The sequence below is a fragment of the Streptomyces sp. NPDC052301 genome (assembly GCF_044593395.1).
In the GTDB taxonomy this organism is placed as follows: domain Bacteria; phylum Actinomycetota; class Actinomycetes; order Streptomycetales; family Streptomycetaceae; genus Streptomyces.
On record NZ_JBIUBE010000012.1, the window covers coordinates 88,282 to 111,179 of the forward strand.

At 73.6% G+C, this 22,898-nt stretch carries 20 protein-coding genes; 8 read left to right on the forward strand and 12 right to left on the reverse strand.

Features of this window, described 5'->3' with window-relative positions:
• Window positions 1–35: 35 nt before the first annotated feature.
• The 7 genes from ACIHEJ_RS29490 to ACIHEJ_RS29520 all read right to left on the reverse strand — a co-directional run bounded on the left by ACIHEJ_RS29490 (window position 36) and on the right by ACIHEJ_RS29520 (window position 7,087).
• On the reverse strand, window positions 36–308 hold the full coding sequence (locus tag ACIHEJ_RS29490; RefSeq protein ID WP_400140094.1) for an acetyl-CoA synthetase: 273 nt from the start codon (window positions 306–308) through the stop codon (window positions 36–38).
• Window positions 309–673: 365 nt separating this feature from the next.
• Window positions 674–1,426, reverse strand: a complete 753-nt coding sequence (locus tag ACIHEJ_RS29495; protein ID WP_400140096.1) for an ABC transporter ATP-binding protein — start codon at window positions 1,424–1,426, stop codon at window positions 674–676.
• A gap of 3 nt (window positions 1,427–1,429) precedes the next feature.
• A complete protein-coding gene (mdlC, locus tag ACIHEJ_RS29500; RefSeq protein WP_400140099.1) occupies window positions 1,430–3,037 on the reverse strand; it encodes a benzoylformate decarboxylase in 1,608 nt (535 codons plus the stop codon).
• Window positions 3,034–3,804, reverse strand: a complete 771-nt coding sequence (locus ACIHEJ_RS29505) for an ABC transporter permease (RefSeq protein WP_400140101.1) — start codon at window positions 3,802–3,804, stop codon at window positions 3,034–3,036. Before ACIHEJ_RS29505 ends, mdlC begins: the two co-directional genes overlap by 4 nt.
• A 401-nt stretch (window positions 3,805–4,205) precedes the next feature.
• Window positions 4,206–5,018, reverse strand: coding sequence for an ABC transporter permease (locus ACIHEJ_RS29510; RefSeq protein ID WP_400140103.1), 813 nt, complete (start codon window positions 5,016–5,018; stop codon window positions 4,206–4,208).
• Window positions 5,015–5,932: an ABC transporter substrate-binding protein gene (locus ACIHEJ_RS29515; RefSeq protein ID WP_400140105.1), complete on the reverse strand. Its 918-nt coding sequence runs from the start codon at window positions 5,930–5,932 to the stop codon at window positions 5,015–5,017. Before ACIHEJ_RS29515 ends, ACIHEJ_RS29510 begins: the two co-directional genes overlap by 4 nt.
• A gap of 147 nt (window positions 5,933–6,079) precedes the next feature.
• Window positions 6,080–7,087 (reverse strand): Ppx/GppA family phosphatase, encoded by a 1,008-nt coding sequence (locus ACIHEJ_RS29520; protein ID WP_400140107.1) that lies wholly within the window; start codon window positions 7,085–7,087, stop codon window positions 6,080–6,082.
• 250 nt (window positions 7,088–7,337) lie between these two features.
• Between ACIHEJ_RS29520 and ACIHEJ_RS29525 the strand changes: the two genes are divergently transcribed.
• The 4 genes from ACIHEJ_RS29525 (at window position 7,338) to ACIHEJ_RS29540 (ending at window position 14,037) form a co-directional block, all read left to right on the forward strand.
• On the forward strand, window positions 7,338–8,522 hold the full coding sequence (locus tag ACIHEJ_RS29525) for an FAD-dependent oxidoreductase (RefSeq protein ID WP_400140109.1): 1,185 nt from the start codon (window positions 7,338–7,340) through the stop codon (window positions 8,520–8,522).
• Window positions 8,523–8,634: 112 nt separating this feature from the next.
• Window positions 8,635–10,425: an RICIN domain-containing protein gene (locus tag ACIHEJ_RS29530; protein ID WP_400140111.1), complete on the forward strand. Its 1,791-nt coding sequence runs from the start codon at window positions 8,635–8,637 to the stop codon at window positions 10,423–10,425.
• 107 nt (window positions 10,426–10,532) lie between these two features.
• The gene (locus ACIHEJ_RS29535; RefSeq protein ID WP_400140113.1) at window positions 10,533–11,351 is read left to right on the forward strand and encodes an inositol monophosphatase family protein; all 819 of its coding nucleotides are present in this window, start codon (window positions 10,533–10,535) and stop codon (window positions 11,349–11,351) included.
• A 145-nt stretch (window positions 11,352–11,496) separates the two neighbouring features.
• Window positions 11,497–14,037, forward strand: a complete 2,541-nt coding sequence (locus ACIHEJ_RS29540; RefSeq protein WP_400140115.1) for a discoidin domain-containing protein — start codon at window positions 11,497–11,499, stop codon at window positions 14,035–14,037.
• Window positions 14,038–14,099: 62 nt separating this feature from the next.
• Here ACIHEJ_RS29540 and ACIHEJ_RS29545 read toward each other — a convergent pair whose 3' ends face one another.
• Window positions 14,100–15,053 carry a helix-turn-helix domain-containing protein gene (locus ACIHEJ_RS29545; protein ID WP_400140117.1) on the reverse strand — a complete coding sequence of 318 codons (954 nt, stop codon included), beginning with the start codon at window positions 15,051–15,053 and terminating at the stop codon, window positions 14,100–14,102.
• 133 nt (window positions 15,054–15,186) lie between these two features.
• Between ACIHEJ_RS29545 and ACIHEJ_RS29550 the strand changes: the two genes are divergently transcribed.
• The 4 genes from ACIHEJ_RS29550 (at window position 15,187) to ACIHEJ_RS29565 (ending at window position 19,301) form a co-directional block, all read left to right on the forward strand.
• Window positions 15,187–15,546 (forward strand): ANTAR domain-containing protein, encoded by a 360-nt coding sequence (locus ACIHEJ_RS29550; protein ID WP_400140119.1) that lies wholly within the window; start codon window positions 15,187–15,189, stop codon window positions 15,544–15,546.
• Between the two features lie 386 nt (window positions 15,547–15,932).
• Window positions 15,933–16,166 (forward strand): hypothetical protein, encoded by a 234-nt coding sequence (locus tag ACIHEJ_RS29555; protein WP_400140121.1) that lies wholly within the window; start codon window positions 15,933–15,935, stop codon window positions 16,164–16,166.
• A 523-nt stretch (window positions 16,167–16,689) separates the two neighbouring features.
• Complete coding sequence (locus ACIHEJ_RS29560; protein WP_400140123.1) at window positions 16,690–18,969, forward strand: catalase; 2,280 nt, start codon at window positions 16,690–16,692, stop codon at window positions 18,967–18,969.
• 89 nt (window positions 18,970–19,058) lie between these two features.
• Complete coding sequence (locus tag ACIHEJ_RS29565) at window positions 19,059–19,301, forward strand: chaplin (RefSeq protein ID WP_400140125.1); 243 nt, start codon at window positions 19,059–19,061, stop codon at window positions 19,299–19,301.
• A gap of 49 nt (window positions 19,302–19,350) precedes the next feature.
• Here the strand turns inward: ACIHEJ_RS29565 and ACIHEJ_RS29570 are convergent, their stop codons facing one another.
• Genes ACIHEJ_RS29570 through ACIHEJ_RS29585 form a run of 4 tightly spaced genes read right to left on the reverse strand, consistent with a single transcriptional unit; the run spans window position 19,351 to window position 22,892 of the window.
• The gene (locus ACIHEJ_RS29570; RefSeq protein WP_400140127.1) at window positions 19,351–21,039 is read right to left on the reverse strand and encodes a PP2C family protein-serine/threonine phosphatase; all 1,689 of its coding nucleotides are present in this window, start codon (window positions 21,037–21,039) and stop codon (window positions 19,351–19,353) included.
• Window positions 21,023–22,081, reverse strand: a complete 1,059-nt coding sequence (locus ACIHEJ_RS29575; protein WP_400140262.1) for a SpoIIE family protein phosphatase — start codon at window positions 22,079–22,081, stop codon at window positions 21,023–21,025. Before ACIHEJ_RS29575 ends, ACIHEJ_RS29570 begins: the two co-directional genes overlap by 17 nt.
• On the reverse strand, window positions 22,078–22,524 hold the full coding sequence (locus ACIHEJ_RS29580) for an ATP-binding protein (RefSeq protein WP_400140263.1): 447 nt from the start codon (window positions 22,522–22,524) through the stop codon (window positions 22,078–22,080). Before ACIHEJ_RS29580 ends, ACIHEJ_RS29575 begins: the two co-directional genes overlap by 4 nt.
• Window positions 22,524–22,892, reverse strand: a complete 369-nt coding sequence (locus tag ACIHEJ_RS29585; protein WP_400140264.1) for an STAS domain-containing protein — start codon at window positions 22,890–22,892, stop codon at window positions 22,524–22,526. The genes ACIHEJ_RS29580 and ACIHEJ_RS29585 overlap by 1 nt, the downstream gene beginning before the upstream one ends.
• Window positions 22,893–22,898 lie beyond the last annotated feature (6 nt).

Genomic DNA, 22,898 nt, shown 5'->3' on the forward strand with positions numbered 1-22,898 from the left:
CGTCGCACAGGAGGGGTGACTCCCGGCTCCCGGGGTCACCCCTCCCGCGTGTACGGCACCACCCTCAGGTCCAGCGTGAAGGCGGTGCGCGCGGCCCCCGCGACATCCGGTGCCCGGGCCGTGACGGTGACCTCGGCGGCACCGCCCCGGGTGCCCGCGCAGCGCAGCACGGCGTGCGCGGTGCCGTCGGCGTCCACGCGCGGGCCGGACGGTACGACGAGTGCGGGGGCCGAACTCAGCAGTCCGGCCCAGCGCTTGTCGTCCAGGCGTGGGTGCAGCAGGAGCGTGACCGTGGTGCCCGGACGCACACACAGCCGCCGCCGGACGGGGCCACCGGGGGAGAAGACGACGTCGGCCCGCCCGGCGGCACAGCGCGGGGCCGCACCGCCGGGGGAGGCGGACGGCGCGGAAGGGCGCGGGGAGGCGGGGGAGGCGGGCAGCGACGAAGGGCGGGGGGACGCGGGGGTACGACCGGACGACGACGGCCTCGGTGCACGACTGCCGGACGGCTCCGCACCCGGTCCGTGTCCGCCCGCCGACGCCCCGCACCCCGCCGCCACGACGACCGCGGCGACCGCGCACCCACCGGCCCACCACCGCATCCCCGCCACCTCCTGGCCTACTGCACGGATCCCGGCACCTCCCGGTCCGCCGGTACGCCTCCCAGGATGCCTCAGCCGCCGCGTACCGCCCGCCCGACCTCCGTGCGCAGCGCCACGAAGTCCGGCAGGCCGCGCGTGGTGATCTGATCGCGCTCCGCGGGCAGGCCGACCGGCAGGTCATGGACGATCCGGGAGCCGGGGCCGGAGGAGGAGAGGACGACGACACGGTCCCCGACGTACACGCTCTCGTCGATGTCGTGGGTGACGAGGACGATGGTCGTGCCGTCGCCGCGGTGGACCTCCAGGAGCAGATCCTCCAGATCCTCACGGGTACGGGCGTCCAGCGAGCCGAACGGCTCGTCCATGAGCAGCAGGGCAGGCCGGCACACCAACGCCCGGGCGATGGCCACCCGTTGCTGCATGCCGCCGGACAGCTCCCGGGGATGACGCCGGGCGACCCCGTGCAGGCCGACGCGCTCCAGGATGGCCTCGGCGTCGGCGCGGCGGGCGGCCCGGGCGAGGCCCCGGCGGCGCAACGGCAGGGCCACGTTGTCGCGGACGGTCAGCCAGGGCAGCAGCGAGCGGCCGTACTCCTGGAACACGACCGCGAGCCGCTCGGGCACCCCGGTCACCGGCGTTCCGTCGACCGTGACCGTGCCCTCCTGCGCGGGCAGCAGCCCGGCGATGGTGCGCAGCAGCGTGGACTTGCCGCAGCCGGACGGCCCGACGACGCACAGCAGCTGTCCGTCGGGCACGGTGAGGCTGACGCGGTCCAGCACGTGACGGTCGCCGAAGTGCCGGCTCACGGCGTCGAGGCGCAGCATCCCTCACCCCGCCCAGGGCTCGTACAGCGTGCCGGCACTGCCGGTGACCCGCAGCTGCAGCAGGAAGGGACCCGCGTCGTCGTCCAGGCCCAGCGCGTGCTCCAGGGCCGCGGGCAGCTGCCCGGGGTGTTCGGCGCGGGCCGCCGGGCACCCGAAGGACTCCGCGAGGGCCGCGAAGTCGACACCGGTGATGTCCGTGCCGGGGACCGGCGCGATGCCGATCCGGCGGCCCAGCGCACGCACGGCCCCGTACCCGCCGTTGTCCAGCAGCACGTAGGTGACCGGTGCCGCGTACCGGGCCGCGCTCCACAGGGCCTGCACCGAGTAGAGCGCCGAGCCGTCGCCGACCACGCAGGCCACCCGGCGCCCGTCGGCGAGCGCCCGGCCGACCGCGAGCGGCAGGCCCCAGCCGAGCGCCCCGCTGCCGGTGGTGAGGAAGCCGCCGTCCCGGTCGACCGGCACGCGCGCGTGCAGCGCGTCCCGGTGGCTCGGGGCCTCCTCCACGAGGACCCGGTCGCGCGGCAGCCGGTCGCGCAGCCGGTCGAAGAACAGCTCCGGGGTGAGGTCCCCGGTCTCCGGGGCGGCCGCGGGTGCGGGGCGGGGCGGCGGCGGGTCGCGGTCCGGTTCCTTCAGCAGCCCGGTGAGCCGGGCCAGGGCGGGCCGCAGGGTGGTGACGATGCTGGTGCCGACGGGCAGCCAGGCGGCCTGGCCAGGGTCGCAGTCCAGGTGGAACAGCTCGGTGCCCGGCGCCACCGGCGGGCCGTCGTCGGGCACGTGATAGGTGAACACGGGCGTGCCGAGGGCCACGACCACGTCGTACGGCGCCAGCCGCGCGGCCAGCTGTCCGGCGACCGGCGGCAGGAACCCCTGGAACAGCGGATGCGACTCCGGGAACCCGGAACGGCCGGACAGCGGGCTGATCCACACCCCGGCCCGGATCCGCTCGGCCAGTGCCCGGACCTCCTCCAGCGCGCCCTCGTCGTCCACGCCGGGCCCGACCACCAGCGCCGGGCGGGCACAGGCGTCCAGCCGGGCGGCGAGCGCGGCGAGCGCCTCCGGGCAGGCGGTGAACCCCGAGTGCATCGTGCGGGGTGCGACGGGTGCGGCGGGCCGGTCCCAGTCGTCCTCGGGCACGGACACGAACACGGGACCCCGGGGATGCGTCATCGCGGTCCGGTACGCCTCCGCGAGCACCGCCGGCACATCCTCCGCCCGTTCCGGCTGGCGGGCCGACTTCACGTACGGGCGGGGGAAGGTTGCCGGTTCGTCGGCGCCGAGGAAGGGCCGCAACTGGAGCAGGGAGCGCGTCTGCTGGCCGGCCACGATCAGCAACGGCACCCGGTCGCGGAACGCGTTGAACACGGCACCGAGCGCATGCCCCACCCCGCCGGCGGAGTGCAGGCTGACGAAGGCGGCGCGCCGGGTGCCGAGCGCGTGTCCGGCCGCCATGCCGACGGCGACGGACTCCTGCAGGCCCAGTACGTAGCGGAAGTCGTCCGGCCAGTCACGGAACATCCGCAGTTCGGTGGAGCCCGGATTGCCGAAGACCGTGGTCATGCCGGTGTCCCGCAGGAACCGTACGACCGCGCCGCGCACCGTGGTCGTCGTCATGCTGTCCTCCCTGGGCCGACGAGCCGTTTCTCGACCGCCAGCAGACCGGCGTTGAAGAGATGCCCGAGCGCGCCGAGCAGCAGCAGCGCGGCCCACACGGTGAGCAGGTCGGAGCGTGTCTGGGCGTCCGTGAGGGTGAAGCCGATGCCGTTGTCGCTCCCCGGCAGCAGCTCCGAGAACACCATCAGGATCAGGCACAGCGACAGGCTCAGCCGGAGCCCGGCGAAGATCCGGGGCAGGGCCGACGGCAGCACCAGGAACCGCAGCCGCTCGGCCCGGGTCAGCCGCAGCACGGCGGCCACCTCCAGGCGCAGCGGGTCGGTGGCGCGGGCGCCCTCCGCCGAGTTGACCAGCACCGGCCACACGGCACTGAACGCGATCGACGCCACCTGCATGGGCGTACCGAAGTCGAGGACGACGACGAACACCGGCACCAGCGCGGGCGGCGGAACGGCCCGCGCGAACTGCAGCACCGGGTTGCACAGGGCGTACGCGCGCCGCGAGCGGCCCACCGCGAGCCCGAGGGCGATCCCGGTGACGGAGGCGAGCAGGAACCCGGCCGCCGTCCGGCCCAGGCTGGGCAGGACCGTGTCGACGGCGGCAGGGGTGAGGAACAGATGCCCGGCCGGCCCCGAGAACCACAGAGCACGGGCGTGCCGGACGATGCGCAGGGGCGGCGGGAAGTACACGCTGCCCTGCGCCCGGGCGGCGAACTCCCAGCAGACGAGGGCGGACAGAAGAACCGACCAGCGCAGCAGAAAGGGCACGGCACCGCGCGCGGGACGCCCACCGCCACCGCGCGGACCGGCACCGGGGGCGACGCCGGGACGGCGGAGACGGCGGCGGGGCCGGGGTGTGGCCGTACCAGTGGGGCTCGGCTCGGGTGTGGCCGGTTCGTGCGGGGCGGACCGGGGTGTGTCCCTGTCAGGGAAGTCGGGTTCGGGTGGGGCCGGTTGTCGTGGGGCGGCCCGGGGTGCGGCCGTGTCGCGTGGTTCAGGGCGGGCTGGGGCCGGGGCACCCCAGGTGCCGGGTGGTCCCACGGCGCGGCCAGGGGCGGCGTGGGACGAGGTGGTGTCGTCGGGGCCGGGCCGGGATGCGGCGGGCCGGCTCCGGTCGGGGCGGGGCGCGGGGGCGTCCTGGGGGAGGGCGTGGTCGTCCGGGGTCGCGGTCATGCGCGGCTCACCTGCCGGGTCCGGCCCGCCGGGCCGCCCCCGTCCCGGGGTTCGTGGGCCCAGGCGAACAACCGCCGCTCCGCGCCGACCAGGACGCTGTTGATCACCAGCCCCAGCGCGCCCGCCCACACCACCCCGGCCAGCACGTCCCGTGTGCCGTCGGTGGCCGTCTCCGCCTGGGCGATGAAGATGCCGAGGCCGTCGCCGAAGCCGGAGAGGAGTTCCGTCGCCACGGCCAGGATCAGGGCGACCGCGGCGGAGATCCGCACTCCGGCGGCGATGAACGGAGCGGTGCCCGGCAGCTCCACCCGCAGCAGCACCGCGAGCCGGCCGAAGCCGAAGGCGCGCAGGGTCTCCTTGGCCAGGGGATCGGTCTCGCCGAGGCCGTGGACGGTGTTGTACAGCACCGGCCACAGCGAGGCGTACGCGATCAGTGTCACCTCGGTCTCGGTACCCGAGCCGAGCAGCAGCGACACCAGCGGGATCAGCGCGACGGACGGCAGGGGCCGCAGGAACTCCACGATCGCGCGCACGGCGGCCTCGGCGATCGGCACCGCACCGAGCAGCAGCCCCAGCGGCACGGCGATCGCGCAGGCGAGCCCGAGGCCCAGCGCCCACGCCCGCAGCGTCACGCCGACCCCCTCCAGGAAAGCCGGGTCGGCCGCCAACTGCAGGGCACGGCCGAGTACTTCGGAGGCGGGCGGCAGATAGTCGCGCCGCACGATCCCGGCCCGGGAGACCGCCTCGCAGACACCGAAGGCCAGCCCGGCGCCGAGCAGGCCGAGCAGGAACTCCTGACGCCGGCTCATGTCACCAGCAGCGGCGCCGGATCCACGTTCTTCTTCAGCAGGCCCTGCTCACGCATCAGCCGGACCAGCCTGCGCAGCTGAGCCGCGTCGGCGGTCGCCGGATACGCGGGCAGATGGAGCGACCTGGCCTGCTCGGCGGTCACCTTGGTGTACTTCGGCAGCTCCGCTCGTACGGCTCCCGGATCCCGCGCGGCGATCCTCGACGCGGCCTCGATCGCCCGCCGGAAACCCGCGGCGGCCTTGGGGTGCTTCGCCACGAAGTCTCCCGTCGTGACGTACCCGCTGGCCGGCAGGCCCCGCGCCGGTCCCGAGGCGCCGTCCAGCAGCACCCGCGCGCCCGACGCGCCCTGGATCGCGGTGTCGAAGGGCTCGACCGCGTGGACGGCGTCCACCTGGCCCTTGTCCAGGGCCGGGCCCATCTGCGGGAAGAGGATCTGCCGGTACACCGGCCGGCCGGCGCCTTCGGCGTCGAGGATCGCGTTCAGGGTGAGGGACTGGATGTTGTTGAGGACGGCGACGGCGACCTTCTTGCCCGCGAGGTCGGCGGGGGACTTGAGCGCCGAGTCCTCGGACACGAGGACGTCCATCATGTGCGGGGCGATCCGGACGCCCTCGGCGAGGACGCGGAGGTCCAGAGTGCCTTTCTCGTACGCCTGCAAGTAGGTGACGTAGTTCGCGCTCGCGATCACGTCGACCTGGCCCTTGAGCAGTGCGGGCAGTGCCTGGATGCTCTGCTGCACCGGCCGGATGCGCACCTCCAGGCCCTCCTTGGCGAACAGGCCCCGGTCCCGGGCGAGATAGAGGGCGGCCGAGTCGGTGAGCGGCAGCGCGGCCACGGTCAGCTGCTGCCGCCCGTCGTGGGACGGCGCACCGGAGCTGTCGCAGCCGGCGAGGAGCAGTGCCGCCGCGGCCACGAGGGCGGCGAGGCGTTTCGTTCCCGATCGTGATCGACGTAATGGCATACCGGCATGACTACCCCGCTGTTGTCATGATCGCTACATGCGGGGACGGGTTTCCGCGGTCTTCGGAGAAACTCGAACCACCTTTCCGGGCACGGATGTTCACGCGGTCGAGCTCGCTATCCGCAGGGGCGTCGCGGGAGGCGGTGCGGCGCCGTCGGAAGTCCCGGCGGTGTCCGTCCACCAGTCGGCGCCGTCCTCCACGTAGCGGAGCAGGACTCCCTCGCGGATCGCCCACGGGCAGACCACCGCCCGGCGCAGTCCCATGAGTTTCAGCGCGGTGTGCCCGACGACGGCCCCGGCCAGGCTCTGGGCGGCGCGCGGCGCGGAGATGCCGGGCAGCTGGGAGCGCTCTGCGGCGGGCAGGGCGGCGAGGGCGCGGGCCGCCTTGCGCAGGTCCCGGCGGTCCATCTCCCGTGGCGCGAACGGCCCGTACCGCCCGGGCGTGGCCCCGCACAGCCGGGCCAGCTGCTGGAACGTCCGGGAGCTGACGGCGGCAGTGCGTGGCCCCTCCCAGCGGATCCGCGCGGCCACGTCCCGCAGTTCGTGTCTGATCCGGCGGCGCAGCGCCTTCAGCTCGTCCGGTCCCGGCGGGTCCTGGACGCCCAGGTGTTCCTGGGTCAGCCGGTTGGCGCCGAGCGGCAGGGAGGCGGCGAAGTCGGGCAGCCGGCCCCGGCCGAAGGCCACCTCCAGCGAGCCGCCGCCGATGTCGAGCAGCGCGAGGGGTCCCGCGCTCCAGCCCAGCCAGCGGCGGGCCGCAAGGAAGGTCAGCTCGGCCTCGGTCTCACCGGGCAGCGTGCACATGCGGATGCCGGTGCCCGACGCCACCCGCCGCAGCACCTCCTGCCGGTTCGGGGCGCTGCGCACCACCGCGGTCGCGAAGGCCAGCGGGCCCGCCGCGTGCCACCTGAGCGCCGTGGCCCCCGCCGCGGCGACCGCCTTGACCAGCCGCTCCACCGCCTCGTCGGCGATGGTGCCGTCCGGCCCCACGTGTTCGGACAGGCGGAGCTTCCACTTGACGGTGTGGACCGGCAGCGGAACACCGCCCTCCACATCCGCGATCACCAATCGGACCGTGTTCGATCCCGCATCCACCACGCTCACCCGCATGGCCGGTAAGTACCCACTCCACCGGCGAAAACCCTTCGTGCGGAAGCGTTCCTGTGCACAGTGCGCCGGTCGGGGGGCGCTCGCGCGGCAGCCCGAGGCACGCCAGGAGCGGGACGCGCAGAGGCCGGCGGTGTCTGCTCCGGGCCGCCCGACCGCACCGGCGTTGTCCGGAACTCGGCCCCCCGCTCCCCATCGGGCCCCCGCCTGCCCTTGGATGTCCGCGGACCACCGACGGCGCGAGGAGCGGTACGTGAGACGGACGGACACGGCGAGGGTAGTGGTGATCGGCGGCGGTATCGCGGGGACCGCGGCCGCGCTCGGGCTGCACAAGGCGGGATGCGACGTCGCCGTGTACGAGGCCCGTCCCGACGCGGCCGAGGACATCGGCGCGTTCCTCACCCTGGCGAGCAACGGCATGCGCGCCCTGGCCCAGCTCGACGCCACGGACGCCGTCACGGCCGTCGGTTTTCCGCTGACTTCGCTGCGCCTGCTCGACGGTGCGGGCACGGAACTGACGAACGCACCCCTCGGCGAGGCCGCCGACCCCGCCCTGCGCTACCGCTGCCTGCGCCGCGGCGAACTGAACGCGGCCCTGCGGGACGAGGCCGCCCGACGCGGCATCCGGCTGTGCCACGGCGCCCGGCTGGAGTCCGTGACGGACGGCCCGGACGGCGTCACCGCCCGCTTCCTCGACGGCACCACCGCCACGGGTGACCTGCTCGTCGGCGCCGACGGGCTGAACTCCACCGTGCGCCGGCTGATCGCCCCCTCGGTGCAGCCCGTCTACGCGGGTCAGCGGGTGTTCTACGGCTACACCGGCACCGCACCGACCACCGAGGGCACCGGCGTCATCACGATGGTCCGGGGCAGCGGCGCCGCCTTCGGGTACGCCGTGTCACCGGCGGGGGAGTCGTACTGGTTCGCCCGGGTCGGCGGGGAGCCGCTGCCCGCCGGCACGCCCGTCGGCCGGCCGTCCGGCTCCTGGCGCGAGCAACTCCTGCCGCTGCTGCGCCCGGACCACACGCCCGCCGCCGGTCTCGTCGAGGCCACCGGCGACGCGATCATGGTCACCGACGCCACCGAACTGCCGCTCGGCACGGTCTGGCACACGGGACGCATCCTGCTCATCGGCGACGCGGCCCACGCGGCCTCCCCCGCGACCGGCCAGGGGGCCTCGATGGCGCTGGAGGACGCCGTCGTCCTCGCCAAGGCGCTGCGCGACCTGCCCGACCGGCACAGCGCGTTCGCCGCCTACGAGCGGCACCGCCGGCCCCGGGCCGAGCACAACATCGTCGTCAGCGGCGGCATCTCCCGAGGCTCGCGCACCCCCGCCCGTCCCGCGGCCGCCATGGCCCCTCCCGTGGCGCCGGACGAGCTGGTCCGCCAACTCGCCTGGGACGAGCCGCTGCCCGCGGCCCCGGCCGGGGACGGCTGACCGGCGCGCACACGCGAAAGTGCAAGAGGCGGAGCACTGGAGTCCATTGCCGGGCCGGCCGCCGGAGCCGGATCGTTCCGTGCAACCGGCCCATCGGCAACAAGGAGCACCCGTGCGACTCTTGAACAGAGCAGGAGGCGCCGTGGCCGCGGCCGCCGCCCTGGTCCTGGGCGCCGGCACCGTGTCCCCGGCCCCGGCCGCGACACCCGCCGACGCCACCTACAGCGTGACCGTAGGGACCCCGGTGCCGTTCACCCACCCCACGGACACCCCCGCCACCCCCTACCTCGACCGCGACGGCACCTTCCACTACCAGCAGTCCGCCGCGCTCTACGGTGCCGAGGACCCGCGCACCTGGGACTTCTACACCGGCAAGGACTTCGACACCGCCGGCTTCGACACCGCCCTCAGCAAGGCGGTCGACCCGGCCAACTCCGCCGACCGCAACGACGACACCACCTGGCGGTGCAACAACAGCCCCACCGGCCGGGAGGCGACGTACCCACCGAGCGGCTCGGGCTACGCCCAGAAGAACTACTGCGACCTGAGCGGAGTGTGGGTCGATCCGGACACCGGTGACTGGTACGGGCTCGTGCACAACGAGTTCACCCCGCAGCCCTTCGGCGACGGACTGCACTACGACGCCATCGACTACGCCGTCTCCACCGACCGTGGCCGCACCTGGACCGTCGAGGACCATGTGATCACCTCGCCGTACAGCACCAGACGCGGCGACACGACCGCCTTCCCCCACGAGACGTACTCCTACGGCGACGGCGACCAGCGTCTCTTCGTCGACCCCGCCTCGGGCTACTTCTACGTCTATTACGGGTCCCGGATCATCGACAAGAAGGGCGGCTGGAAGGCCTTCTACGAGCACGTGGCCCGCGCCCCGATCTCCGCCAAGATGGCCCCCGGCTCCTGGCAGAAGTGGTACGACGGCGCCTGGTCCGAGCCAGGCACCGGCGGCAGGGAGAGCGACATCGTCCCCGTGGACTCCAGCCACCCGACCGGCTACACCCCCGCCTCCGCCGAGTACGACCCGGCCTACACCGGCACCTCCGCCCAGCAGATCGCGGCCGGCACCATGCCCCCGACCTCGCCGCTGTTCGTCATGAACATCACCTACGACGCCTACCTCGGCCTGTACATCGGCACACCGCAGGCCGTCGACCAGAGCGGGAACTCCCCGCAGTACCTCTACGCCACCGACGACCTGACGACCCAGAAGTGGCACCTCGTCGGTGACACCGGCGACTACACCAACGCCTCCTGGTACCGCTGGTTCCTGGACCGCGCCAACCGCACCGGCTCCGCGATCGTCGGCAAGTCCTTCCGCTCGTACTGCGCCTTCGGCTGCTCGCACGACGCCTCCGGCGAGTACGTCGACATCACCGTCGACACCGGGAAGCCCGCGGCCCCGCCCATGGACACCGGCCGCCGCTACCGCATCGCCGGCGGGGGCCGCATCCTCGCCCAGGCCGGCGGTTCCGCCACCACCTCGGTGGCCAGGCCCACCGGCTCCGGCCGCGACGCCTGGATCTTCACCCCGACCGGTGACGGCGCCTTCACCCTCACCAACGCCGCCGGCGGCGGCCTGCTCGGCGTGAGCGCGACCGGCAACTCCGGGCGCTCCTGGGGTGCCCGGCCCACCGTCACCGACGCACGCGCCGGCGGGCCGACCGTGGGACAGCAGTGGTTCGTGATCCCGAGCGCGGCCGGTGACGGCACCTACCGCCTGGTCAACCGCTACAGCGGCCTCGTCCTCGGCCTCTCCGCAACCACCGGCCGGCTCGCCGAGACCACCCCGGTGCGCACCTGGACGGACACCGGCCGCAGTTCCGTCGGCGGCGGGCGCACCGCGGCGGAACAGACCCTGTCCTTCACACCGGCCGGGCCGTAGCCGGCCGCTCCCGGGCCCGGGCGAGCGGCACCTCCGCCCGCCCGGGCCCGGGGCCTGCGTGCCCGAACCCCCCCGATCCACGGACGAGTTCGATCTATCCTGCGCCCATGTCGATCATCAACGAAGACTCCGACGCCCACCTCGCCCGGACGGCCGCCCAGGCGGGCGCGGCCGTGGTCCATGACCTGTACGGCGGGCGGCTCGCGCGCTACGAGAAGTCCGCGGGAGACTTCGCGACCGCCGCGGACCTCGCCGCCGAGCAGGCCATCATGGACGTGCTGCGCGCGGCCCGCCCCGACGACGCCGTGACGGGTGAGGAGGGCGGGAGCAGCGGTGCCGAAGGCGCCCACCGCCGCTGGCTGGTCGATCCGCTGTGCGGCACCCTCAACTACGCCGTGGGATCCATGCTCGTCGGCGTGAACGTCGCCCTGCGGGCGGGCGGCGAGGTCACCGCCGCCGCGACGGCCGACCCGTTCAGCGGCGAGGTGTTCTGGACCGACGGCGAGCGGGCCCGGGTCCGCGGGCGGGACGGCGCCGACGAGCCGCTGACACCCACGGCCGCCTCCACGCTGGTGGACGTCAACCTCGACCCGCCGTTCCCGGGCGCCCCCCGGTTCCGGGCGGTCCGCCTGCTGGCCGACCCCCGCTTCGCCGAGCGGTTCCGGCCCCGGGTGATCTCCAGCACTCTCGCCGTCGCCTGGGTCGCGGCCGGGCGCCGGGCCGCCTACGTCACCGACGGGCACCTTCGCGACAGCGTGCACTTCGCGGCGGGGATCGCCCTGTGCCGCGCGGCGGGCTGCACGGTGACCGGTCTGGACGGCGGACCCGTGCACACCGGACCTGGCGGGCTGATCGCGGCGGCTGACCCGCAGACGCATGCGGCCCTCCTCGCCATGGTGAAGCACCAGACGGGCTGCGCAAGTTGACACGCCACCCGTACGCGCGCTGAAGGATTCGGCTTCCGAAGGCTTGTGGGCTTGATGACTCACCACTTAAATCAAAGCATGAACTAAGTCGTGGGACGAGCGACTTGGTCCCTGACCCGATTCCACAGCCAACGGGAGCCGCCGCATGAGACCGAGATCCGTGGGTGTCGCGCTGACCGCCATGGCAGCGTTGATCGCCCTGCCCCTCACACCCGCCCGGGCCGCCGCGGCCGAAACCCCCCTGTCCCAGGGGAGGACGGCCACCGCGTCCTCCGAGGAGAACTACGGCACCACCGCCGGCTACGCCGTCGACGGGGACACCGGGACCCGCTGGTCCTCGGCCGCCACCGACGACCAGTGGCTCCAGGTGGACCTCGGGGCCACCGCCTCCGTCACCCGGGTCGTCCTGAACTGGGAGACCGCCTACGGCAAGGACTACAAGGTCCAGACGTCGAAGGACGGGACCACCTGGACCGACCTGAAGTCCGTCACCGGCGGGGACGGAGGCACCGACACCCTCGACGTCTCCGGACGGGGCCGCTACGTCCGGATGCTCGGCGTGCACCGCGCCACCCCCTGGGGCTACTCCCTCTACGAGTTCCAGGTGTTCGGCACCGCCGGCACCGCCCAGCCCGACTGCGGCACCGCCGACGCCGCCCAGGGCCGGCCCGCCACCGCCTCCTCCACCGAGAACGCCGGCACCCCCGCCTCCGCCGCCTTCGACGGCGACACCGCGACCCGCTGGTCCAGCCAGGCCGCCGACCCCCAGTGGGTCCAGGTCGACCTCGGCTCGGTCCAGGACCTGTGCAAGGTCGACCTGACCTGGGAGACCGCCTACGGCAAGGACTTCCAGATCCAGGCCTCCACCGACGGACGGAACTGGAGCACCCTCAAGAGCGTCACCGGCGCGACCGGGGGCACGGCCTCGTACGACGTCAGCGGCTCCGGCCGGTACGTCCGGATCCACGGCACCGCACGCGGCACCGGCTACGGCTACTCCCTGTGGGAGGCCGCCGTGCACACCGGTTCCACCGGCGCCCCGCCGGTCCAGGGCGGCGGCGACCTCGGCCCGAACGTCATCGTCGTCGACCCCTCCACCCCGAACCTCCAGCAGAAGTTCGACGACGTCTTCGAGCAGCAGGAGTCCAGCCAGTTCGGCACCGGCCGCTACCAGTTCCTGCTCAAGCCCGGCACCTACAACGGCATCAACGCCCAGATCGGCTTCTACACCTCCGTCTCCGGGCTCGGGCTCAACCCCGACGACACCCGGATCAACGGGGACGTCACGGTCGACGCGGGCTGGTTCAACGGCAACGCCACGCAGAACTTCTGGCGTTCGGCGGAGAACCTCGCCGTCAAGCCGTCGAACGGCACCGACCGCTGGGCCGTCGCCCAGGCCGCGCCCTTCCGCCGCATCCACGTCCAGGGCGGCCTCAACCTCGCCCCGAACGGCTACGGCTGGGCCTCCGGCGGCTACATCGCCGACTCCAAGATCGACGGCACGGTGGGCCCGTACTCCCAGCAGCAGTGGTACACCCGGGACAGCTCGGTCGGCGGCTGGACGAACGGCGTCTGGAACATGACGTTCTCCGGCGTGCAGGGCGCCCCGGCGACCGACTTCGACAGCGGCCCGTACACCACGCTGGACACCACACCCGTCTCGCGGGAGAAGCCGTTCCTCTACCTGGACGGCTCCGCCTACAAGGTGTTCGTGCCGGCCGTACGCACCAACGCACGGGGCGTCTCCTGGCCGGCGAACGCGGGCACCTCGCTCCCGCTCGACCAGTTCTACGTCGTCAAGCCCGGTGCCACGGCCGCCACCATCGACCAGGCCCTCGCCCAGGGCCTCAACCTCCTCTTCACCCCGGGCATCTACCACCTCGACCGGACGATCGACGTCACCCGCGCGGACACCGTGGTCCTCGGTCTCGGCCTCGCCACCCTCGTCCCGGACAACGGCGTCGACGCGATGCACGTCGCCGACGTCGACGGCGTGAAGCTCGCCGGGTTCCTCATCGACGCGGGCCCGGTCGAATCCGACACCCTGCTGCGGATCGGCGACCCCGGGTCCGGCGCCGACCACTCCGCCGACCCGACCACCATGCAGGACGTCTTCGTCCGCATCGGCGGCGCCGGACCCGGCCTCGCCACCAACTCGGTCGTGGTCGACAGCGACGACGTGATCATCGACCACACCTGGATCTGGCGTGCCGACCACGGCAGCGGCGTCGGCTGGGACACCAACCGCGCCGACTACGGCCTCCGGGTCAACGGTGACGACGTGCTCGCCACCGGCCTGTTCGTCGAGCACTTCAACAAGTACGACGTCTACTGGAACGGCGAGCGCGGCCGGACGGTCTTCTTCCAGAACGAGAAGGCGTACGACGCCCCGAACGCCGCCGCCGTCACCCACGACGGCGTCGTCGGCTACGCGGCCTACAAGGTCGCCGACTCCGTCACCACCCACGAGGCGTGGGGCCTGGGCAGCTACTGCAACTACACGGCCGATCCGTCGATCGTCCAGGCGCACGGCTTCCAGGTGCCCACGGCCCCCGGCATCACGATGCACGACCTGCTCGTGATCTCCCTCGGCGGCAACGGCCAGTACGCCCACGTCGTCAACAGCACCGGCGTACCCACCTCGGGCACCAGCACCGTCCCGTCCAAGGTGACGGCCTTTCCGTGACCCGCAGCCGGGCCCCGCGCCCCGGGCCGAGTCACCTCTCCGGTCCCGGGGCGCACCCGTCCTCAGCCGCCGTTCAGGGTCTCGTGCGGCGCCCGGCGGTAGCAGTCCCGGTAGAGGGCGGAGAATCGGCCCGGGTGGTGGAAGCCCCAGCGGGCGGCGATCGCGGTGACCGTGCCCCCGTCGCCGGGATCGGTGGCCACCAGGTCCTGATGGGCGTGTGCGAGGCGCACCCGGCGCAGATGGGCGAGCGGGGTCGTGTCCAGGTGCCGGCGGAAGGCGTACTGCAGGGCCCGTACCGTCACACGAGCCGCCGCGGCGATGTCGGCGATCATGACGGGCTGGTCGGCGTGGTCGTCGATGTAGGCGAGCGCGCGGCGCAGCGTCTCGGGGTGCGCGTCGTTGCGGTCGGCCGCCGTCGGCTCGGTCTGCGCCGTGCTGGGGAACGCCGCGAGGACGCTCGCGGCCAGCTGCTGCGCGGCCGTGGCGGCGATCAGCGGCTGGTCCGCGATCTCGGCGTCGGACAGCACATGATCACGCAGATGGACGATGGTGTGGCGCAGGTGGCGGGCCGTCGCCGCCGAGCGCGGCCGGTGGCCGGTCAGCCGTACCGGCCGCGTGTCGTCCGGGCCTCCGGCCACCTGGGCGAGCAGCGCCGGTTCCAGCATGGTGATGTTGTAGCGGGAGTTGCAGATCCGTCCCGTGTACGGCAGGTCCGGCGGCGCGAACAGGACCACGTCACCCGGGCCGAAGGTGTCCTCGACGCCCTGGAAGCGGTGGTCCCGCACGGTGCCCTCGTGGACGACGCACAGACAGATCCGGCCCAGCGGTGTCACCGAGTAGCTCATCTCGAAGTCCAGGGCGAGTTCGTCGACGCTCAAGGAGGAGATGGCGCTGCGCTCGATCCGGGCCCGGCTCGACGCGGGGGTGCTGCTGCCGATGTGCATGCTGGCGTACGCGTGGCTGAGGAACTCCTCGGTCGCCTCCAGGTCGCGGCTGTCGAAAGTGAGCCTGTCCATTCCCCGCACGTGCCCCGGAAGCCGACCGATATGCCTCCGCTGACCAGCGGCTTTTCGTTTTCTGTACTGCGGCTCGCGAGGTCGTTCGCCTCGCGGCTGTCCCTGGCACCCGCAGATGCGGAGGGTGAGTGACATGATCGGAAGTGACCAGCAGGCGGACCAGGTTCAGGCGCTGCAGGAGGAAGTCGCCCAGCTCCGCCGGGCGCTGACCTCGCACGCCCTGGTCGACCAGGCCATCGGCGTCCTCATCACCGTCGGCGGGCTGCGCCCCGAACAGGGCTGGGACGTCCTGAAGCACGTGTCGCAGCACACCAACACCAAGCTCCGGGAGGTGGCGCGCTGCCTGGTGCAATGGCCGGCCTCCCGGCAGCTGCCCGAGGTGATCCGGGAAGCCCTGCCCGCCGCCATGGCGCACGCACGGAGCAGAGCCGCCGATGCCGATGCCGTCGTCCAGGAGGCCGAGGCCGAGGTACCGTGCGGTCAGGCGGTCTGAGCCGTCGTACCGCCGTCAGCCCCCGACGCGGCGCAGGCCCTCCCGCGCCCGCAGCGCCGCGTCCCCCAGCACGTCCACGGCCGTGCGGGCCGGCGCCTCCCCCGCTCGTAGCGCACGCTCGCGCGTCCATCGGCACGGACCTGCCGGTCATCGTGGACGAGGCGTGGGGCGCGCACCTCCCCTTCCGCCCCGGCCGGCCTGGTGTACGCGACCCTGGACGGCCGGCGGCGGCAGATGGTGCAACGGGGACACGGGCTCCTGGACACCGGCGACACCGTCCTGCACCACGCGGAACGCATCCGGGCGCTGCTGCGGGAGCTGCCGGGGGTGCGGGTGATGGGCGGGAGATCACCCACTCGGACGACGACGGGACCGCGAAGCTGCTCATGGAGTCCGTACGCACCCTCGTGGACCGCGCCGATTCCCCCGCACCGCAGCCCGCGCTCCGGCTGCCCGAGCCCGGCGCGCCGGAACTCGAACAGGCCGTCCCGGCCGTCCTGCCCCGCTACGCCTTCCTCGGCCCCGCCGAACAGGGGTCCGCGGAACGGGCCGTGGGACGCGTCGCGGCCGAGACGGTCAGCCCCTGCCCGCCCGGCGTGCCCGGCGTCGCGCCCGGCTAGGTGATCACCGAGGAGGTCCTGGACCATCCGCGCAGCGGCGTGGCCCACGGCTTCCTGATCCCGGAGGCGGCGGACCCGTCGTCGGAGACCCTGCGGGTGACGGGTCGCCCGTGAGGGACTGCCGAACTGCGCGGGCCGGGGGCAGCGCCTAAGGTGACACATGCGGGCGGCCGGGGGCTTGCCTGCCCGGGTCAAGAAGCCGGCCCTGTCTGACGAACCCACCCTCGGCAGGGGGCTCTTGGCCCTGCCCGACGGTCTCCGGGTCCGGACCAGCGCGTCCGGCGGGCCTGCCGCCCCGGCAACTCGATGAGAGACGGCCCGACTTCACCCCGACCGGAAATCGCCTGCGATCGCCGGTTTCGGACGCCCCGGCCCGGGGACCTCGGTACGAGGGCCGCGTCGACCTGTTTCAACTGTTTTGTTCGTGTTGTCGGCTGCATGCCCGGGCGTGGCCACCGCGCGTCGGACGTTCCCCTCGCACGGATCGGGCCCGCCCCCGAGACCTGCGAAGGAATGGTTACCGATGAGCGAGAGCAACCCTCTGAAGCGAGCGGCGGACAAGGTGGCGGGCGCCCTGCAGGGTGAGAGCACGGGCCCCGAGGAAGGCATCCCCGGCAAGCCCGGACCGAAGTCGCCGTCGGTCGCCGAGCCGACCGAGCCCCATGAGCCGCTTCCCCCCAAGGCCGACCAGAGCGCTCCCGACACCGTCTCGCCGACCGGGCAGCCGACCGGTGCCGAGCACGCGCGGATGGCGCAGAGCGGCAGCTATCTGACCACCGCCCAGGGCGCGCGGCTGTACGACACGGACCACTCGCTCAAGGCGGGCCCTCGCGGCCCGGTGCTCCTGCAGGACCACCACCTGCGGGAGAAGGTGATGCACTTCGATCACGAGCGCATCCCCGAGCGCGTGGTGCACGCCCGCGGCGCCGGCGCGCACGGAATCTTCCGCAGCTACGGCACGGCGGCCAACGTCACCAAGGCGGCCTTCCTGGCCGAGGACGTCGAGACACCGGTGTTCGTCCGCTTCTCCACCGTCCTGGGCTCCCGCGGCTCCTCCGACACGGTCCGCGACACCCGTGGCTTCGCGACGAAGTTCTACACCAGCGAGGGCGTCTTCGACCTGGTCGGCAACAACATCCCGGTGTTCTTCATCCAGGACGCGATCAAGTTCCCGGACGTCATCCACGCCGGCAAGCCGCACCCCGACCGGGAGATCCCGCAGGCCCAGAGCGCGCACGACACCTTCTGGGACTTCGTCACCCTGCACACCGAGGCCACCCACCACACCCTGTGGAACATGTCCGACCGGGGCATCCCGCGGTCGTTCCGCACGATGGAGGGCTTCGGCGTCCACACCTTCCGTCTGGTCAACGCGGCAGGCGAGACGACGCTGGTGAAGTTCCACTGGAAGCCCAAGCTCGGCGTGCACTCCCTGGTGTGGGAGGAGGCGCAGATCATCAACGGCGTCGACCCGGACTTCCACCGCCGGGACCTCTACGACGCCATCGAGGCGGGCGCCTACCCCGAGTGGGAGTTCGGCATCCAGACCTTCCCCGACACCCCCGACCAGACCTTCGAGGGCATCGACCTGCTGGATCCGACGAACATCGTCCCCGAGGAACTCGCCCCCGTGCAGCCGATCGGGCTGCTCACCCTCAACGGCAACCCGTCGAACTTCTTCGCCGAGGTGGAGCAGGTCGCCTTCCACGTCGGCCACCTCGTCCCCGGCATCGACGTCACCGACGACCCGCTGCTCGCCGGGCGCCTGTTCTCCTATCTGGACACCCAGATCACCCGTCTGGGCGGCCCGAACTTCGCGCAGCTGCCCGTCAACCGGCCCCAGGCCCCCGTCAACGACATGCTGCGCGACGGCATGCACCAGACGGCCGTGCACCGGGGAGTGGCCCCCTACCGCCCCAACTCCCTCGACGGCGGCTGCCCGTTCACGGCCGGTGCCGACGCGGGCGCGTTCGTCGAGGTGCCCCTGCGGGTGCCGGAGGGGACGAAGGTCCGTAAGGCGCCGGCGTCCTTCGACGACCACTTCAGCCAGCCGCGCCGGTTCTGGCTCAGCATGAGCCCGGTGGAGCGCGAACACATCATCGGCGCGTACACCTTCGAGCTCGGCAAGTGCTACGAACAGGCCATCCGGGAGAGGGCGTTGCAGGTCCTCGCCAACATCGACCTGGAGCTCTGCACGGCGGTCGCCGCGGGCCTCGGCCTGCCCGCCCCGGAGCCCACCGTGCCGCTGGCCGACGTCGACCCCAGCCCCGCCCTCTCGCAGGTCGGGCACACCTGGCCCGGCGACGGCCGGATCATCGGCGTCGTCACCGGCCCCGACGGCGACCTGGACGGCGTCCGGGCCGTACGCCAGGAGGTGCTGGACGCAGGCATGGTCCCGCTCGTCGTGGCCCCCACCGGCGGCACCCTCGGTTCCGGCGACGACGCGCTGACCGTGCAGCGCACCTATGCGACCGCGCGGTCCGTGGAGTTCGACGCGGTGCTGGTGGCGGGTGTCCCCGGCGTCGGCGCCGACGCCTACGGTGCCCGGGACGCCAAGGCCGGCCTGCCCACCGCCCAGCAGAACACCCCCGACCCCCGGGTGGGGCTGCTGCTGGCGGAGGCGTACCGGCACGGCAAGGCCATCGGTGCCGCCAAGGGCGGGGAGACCGCGCTGGAGGCGGCCGGTATCCCGCTGGACGCACCCGGGGTGATCGCCGGCGACGGCGCCACGACGGTGCTGCAGGAGCTCACCCGGCTGCTGGGCGCGCACCGGGTCTGGGAACGTTTCCCGGCGGGCGCCTGACGGATCCTCGATCGGCGTACCCCCGGAGGCGGACGGTGCGGGGCGAGGTTGTGATGGTGGAGTCCTTTCGTCAACCAGTGAGGCACATCATGCGTCTTCGCAGCTTCGCCACCACGGCCGTTCTCGCAGGTGTTCTTGCCATGGGAGGCTCGGCGTCCGCGTTCGCGGCCGACCCGGACCCGACGACCGGTACCGCCAACAACAGCCCGGGTGTCATCTCCGGCAATGTCATCCAGGTCCCGATCCTCGTCCCCGTCAACCTGTGCGGTGACACCATCGACCTGATCGGGCTGCTGAACCCGGCGGGCGCCAGCAGCTGCGCCAACTACTGACACCCCGGCTCGTGCGCCGGTCCCTCCCAGGGCGTCGGCGCACGGCTGTTCAGGACGTCGTCGCGCGGTTCGTCGTACGGCACAGCAACAGGCAGATGTCGTCGTCGTGTTCGGAGTCGTGCAGCATCGGCTTCAGCAGCGAGTCGGCCGCCGTGTCCAGGTCCTCCAGGTCCGGCGCGCCGAGCGCCCCCATCGCCTGGGCGAGCCGGTCGATGCCCGCGTCGATCCCGGCGGAGCGCCGCTCCACCAGGCCGTCCGTGTACAGGGCCAGCGTCGAGCCCACCGGCAGCGCGACGGTGTGCTCCTCGTACTCGTAGGGCACCGGGACCCCCAGCATGATCCCCGGCTTGGCGTCCAGCACCCGCACCTCGCTCTCGGGACCGCGCGCGAGGGCCGGCGGATGCCCGGCCGCCGCCCAGACCACCTCCGGGTCCCCGGGCGTGAAGCGGGCGATCGCGCAGGTCGCGTACAGCTCCGGCTGCTGGTGGCGCAGCATCCGGTGGAGCAGGGTGAGGATCCGGGCCGGACCGTTGCCCTCCACGGCGTAGGCCCGCAGGGCGGTGCGCAACTGGCCCATGATGACCGCGGCGCGCAGCCCGTGTCCCGTCACGTCCCCTATGACCGCGAGCACACTTCCGTCGGGCTGCGGGAAGGCGTCGTACCAGTCGCCGCCGATGTTCATCCCGTGCGTGGCCGGCAGATAGCGCGCGGCCAGTGCCAGGCCGGGAGTGGCGGGCAGTTCGGTGAGCTGGGCGCGCTGCAGCTCCTCGGCGACATGCTGGTGCTGCTCGTACTGGCGGGCGTTGTCCAGCGCGATGCCCGCCCGCCGGGCCAGCTCCAGCAGCATCACGGTGGTGTCCGGGTCGAACCGGTCGCCGGGCGCGGACAGCGTCAGCACGCCCTGCACCGTGCGCGCGCCGAGCGGCAGGCACAGCAACGGCCGGTCCGGGGAGAGCGCCGAGGCAGGCAGGTCGTCCACGCCGGGGAGTTCACCGGGGTGCGGGCCCGCGTGCTGGGGGCGGCCGGTGCGGGCCGCCGTCACCGCGGCCGCCGCCCGGTCGCCCGGGGGTGTCCGCTCGTCGTGCACGAGCCAGATGTCGAGGTGCCGGGCGTACTCCGGGACCAGCAGCGCGGGCAGCCGGCGCAGGATGTCGTCCTGGTCGAGGGAGGCGTTGAGGGCGGCGCTCGCGTTGGCCAGGAACGTCAGCAGCCGGCGGGCGTTCTCCGCCTCCGCCCGTGCGTTCCGCTCGGCGTCCAGGAGATCCCGCTGGGCCAGCGCGGCGGCCTCCAGCTCGGCGTGCAGCGCCAGTACGCCCTGGTTGGTCTGGTGCAGCTCCTCCCGGTGGAAGCGGATCAGCTCCTCCGTCTCGTCCAGGCTGCTCAGCACGGCGGCGGTGTCCTCGTCCGCGCGCAGCAGGGTCTCCGCGAGCCGGGCGTCGTCCGGCTCGCCGGGCCGGGGCAGGGGCGTGGGCACGGGGGTGGGGCAGAGCAGCGTGTGCTGCCAGGGCTCCGGCCCGCGCAGCAGGACGTGGAGCCCGCCGTCGGTGCGGGCGGTCAGCGTCAGTTCCAGCTGCCCTGTGTCCAGGCCGCGGCGCAGCCGGGCGCCGAGCGCGGACAGGAAGCGGGCGCGGTCGAGCGCGGGCACCCCGGCGTCCGCCGTGAGCCGGGCCAGCACGGCACGGGCACGGGCCGCGTCGGCGGCACAGGCGAGGGTCCAGGTGTCAGAGGTGGCTGTCATGGGTGCTGGTCCGGCGGTCGGGGGCCAGTACGGCCACGCTGGTGTCGTCGCGGAGGGGGCGGGCGGCGCTGCCCGCGTCGCGCAGGATCGCCGCGGCCACCACCGCCGGGTCGTGGGTGAGCAGCCGGGGATCCTCCGGCGGTGCCCAGCGGCTGGGCAGGCCGTCACTGTGCATGACGAGCAGACTGTCCCGGCGCCACGGCATCCGGCGCACGGGTATGTGCGCAGGGAAGTACGCCCCGACGATCCCCGGATGGGTGACGAGTGACGTCCAGGTGTCCCCGTCGCGCAGCCGGGCGCCGACGTTGCCGACTCCGGCGAAGCTCAGTTCCGCCCGCTCCGTGTCCACCTGCGCCACGCTGACCGCGGCACCCCTGGTGGGCCGCAGCGCGGTGTGCAGCCGACGCAGGAGGTCCCCGGGCGGCAGGTGCGCGCTGCGGCGCAGCTCCGCCACCGCCGCGGTCGACGCGTGCGCGGCCTTGGCACCGTGCCCGAGCCCGTCGGCGAGCAGCAGTGTCAGCAGCCCGCCGGAGCGCACCCAGTCCCAGGCGTCACCGCACTCCTCGGCCTCCGCCAGCGACATGGTGATCCCGCCCGCCGGCATCGGGGCCGCCGGGACGCGGCGCCCGGCGGGCGCCGGGTCGATCCGGGCCGTCGCCACCGTCCCCCGCCCCGGCGCGCTGTACAGGTGGAAGGCGTTCGCGCTGCGCCGACAGCTGCCCAGGCCCGCACCGAGGGAACCGTCGGCGGTGGTGTGGCCGTCCCTGAGCGCCGCGGTGACATCGGCGATGCCCGGCCCGTGGTCGATCGAGAAGACCTGCACCGACTCGCCCGCCCCGGACGGCTGCACGACCAGGTTCACCACCATGCGGCCCCCGCCCGCGTGCTTGAGCAGATTGGTGGCCAGCTCGGTGGCGACGAGTTCCGCGACCGCCGTGCGCTGCGCGGCCAGGCCCGCGCGGGCGCACGCCTCGCGGACCGCCATCCGGGCGTCCCGGACCCGCGTGGAGTCGTGCACCGGGACCTCCCACACCCGGCTCATCCGGCCCCCGGACGCGCCGAGGGAACCGGGGCCACCCATGCGACGGCCGTGACCGTCGTGCCCCGCCCGGGCTCCGTGTCGACGCGGAACTCGTGCACCAGCCGCTTCGCGCCGCTCAGCCCGAGTCCGAGACCGCCGCCGGTGGTGTAGCCGTCGGTCATGGCCAGCTCCAGATCACGGATGCCGGGGCCGCTGTCGATGAACCGCATGGACAGGCCCCGGGTGCGGCCGTTGTCCAGCGCGGCGATCTCCACCCGCCCGCCGCCGCCGTGCACCAGGGTGTTGCGGGCCAGCTCGCTGGCCGCCGTGACCAGTTTCGTCTGCTGCACCAGGCCGAAGCCGAGCTGCTCGGCGCACTGCCGTACCTGCTGCCGGACCCAGGCCAGATCCGCGTCCGAGCCGATGGGCAGATCGGCCGCGAACGCCTGGCCGGACGCCTGCATCATGTCCCCCTCTGGGACAGCAGTTCCATGGCCCGGTCCACGTCGAGGGCGGTGATCAGGCCGGGCAGGGTGAGCCCCAGCTCGACCAGGGTGATCGCCACCGCGGGCCGCATCCCGGCCAGGACCGTCCGGGCCGCCAGCAGCCGGGCCGTGGAGGCGATCTCCGCGAGGACCCGGCCGAGGAACGAGTCGACTATGTCCACCCCGGAGATGTCGATCACCACGCCGGACACCCGGTCCGTGGAGACGCGTCTGCTGATGTCGTGCTGGAGCTGCTCGGCGATGCCGTCGTGCAGCTCGCCCTGGAGCGAGACGAGCAGCACGTCGCCCAGGGCGAGCACCGGCACCTGGGACGGCGGCGCGGGCATGGGCTC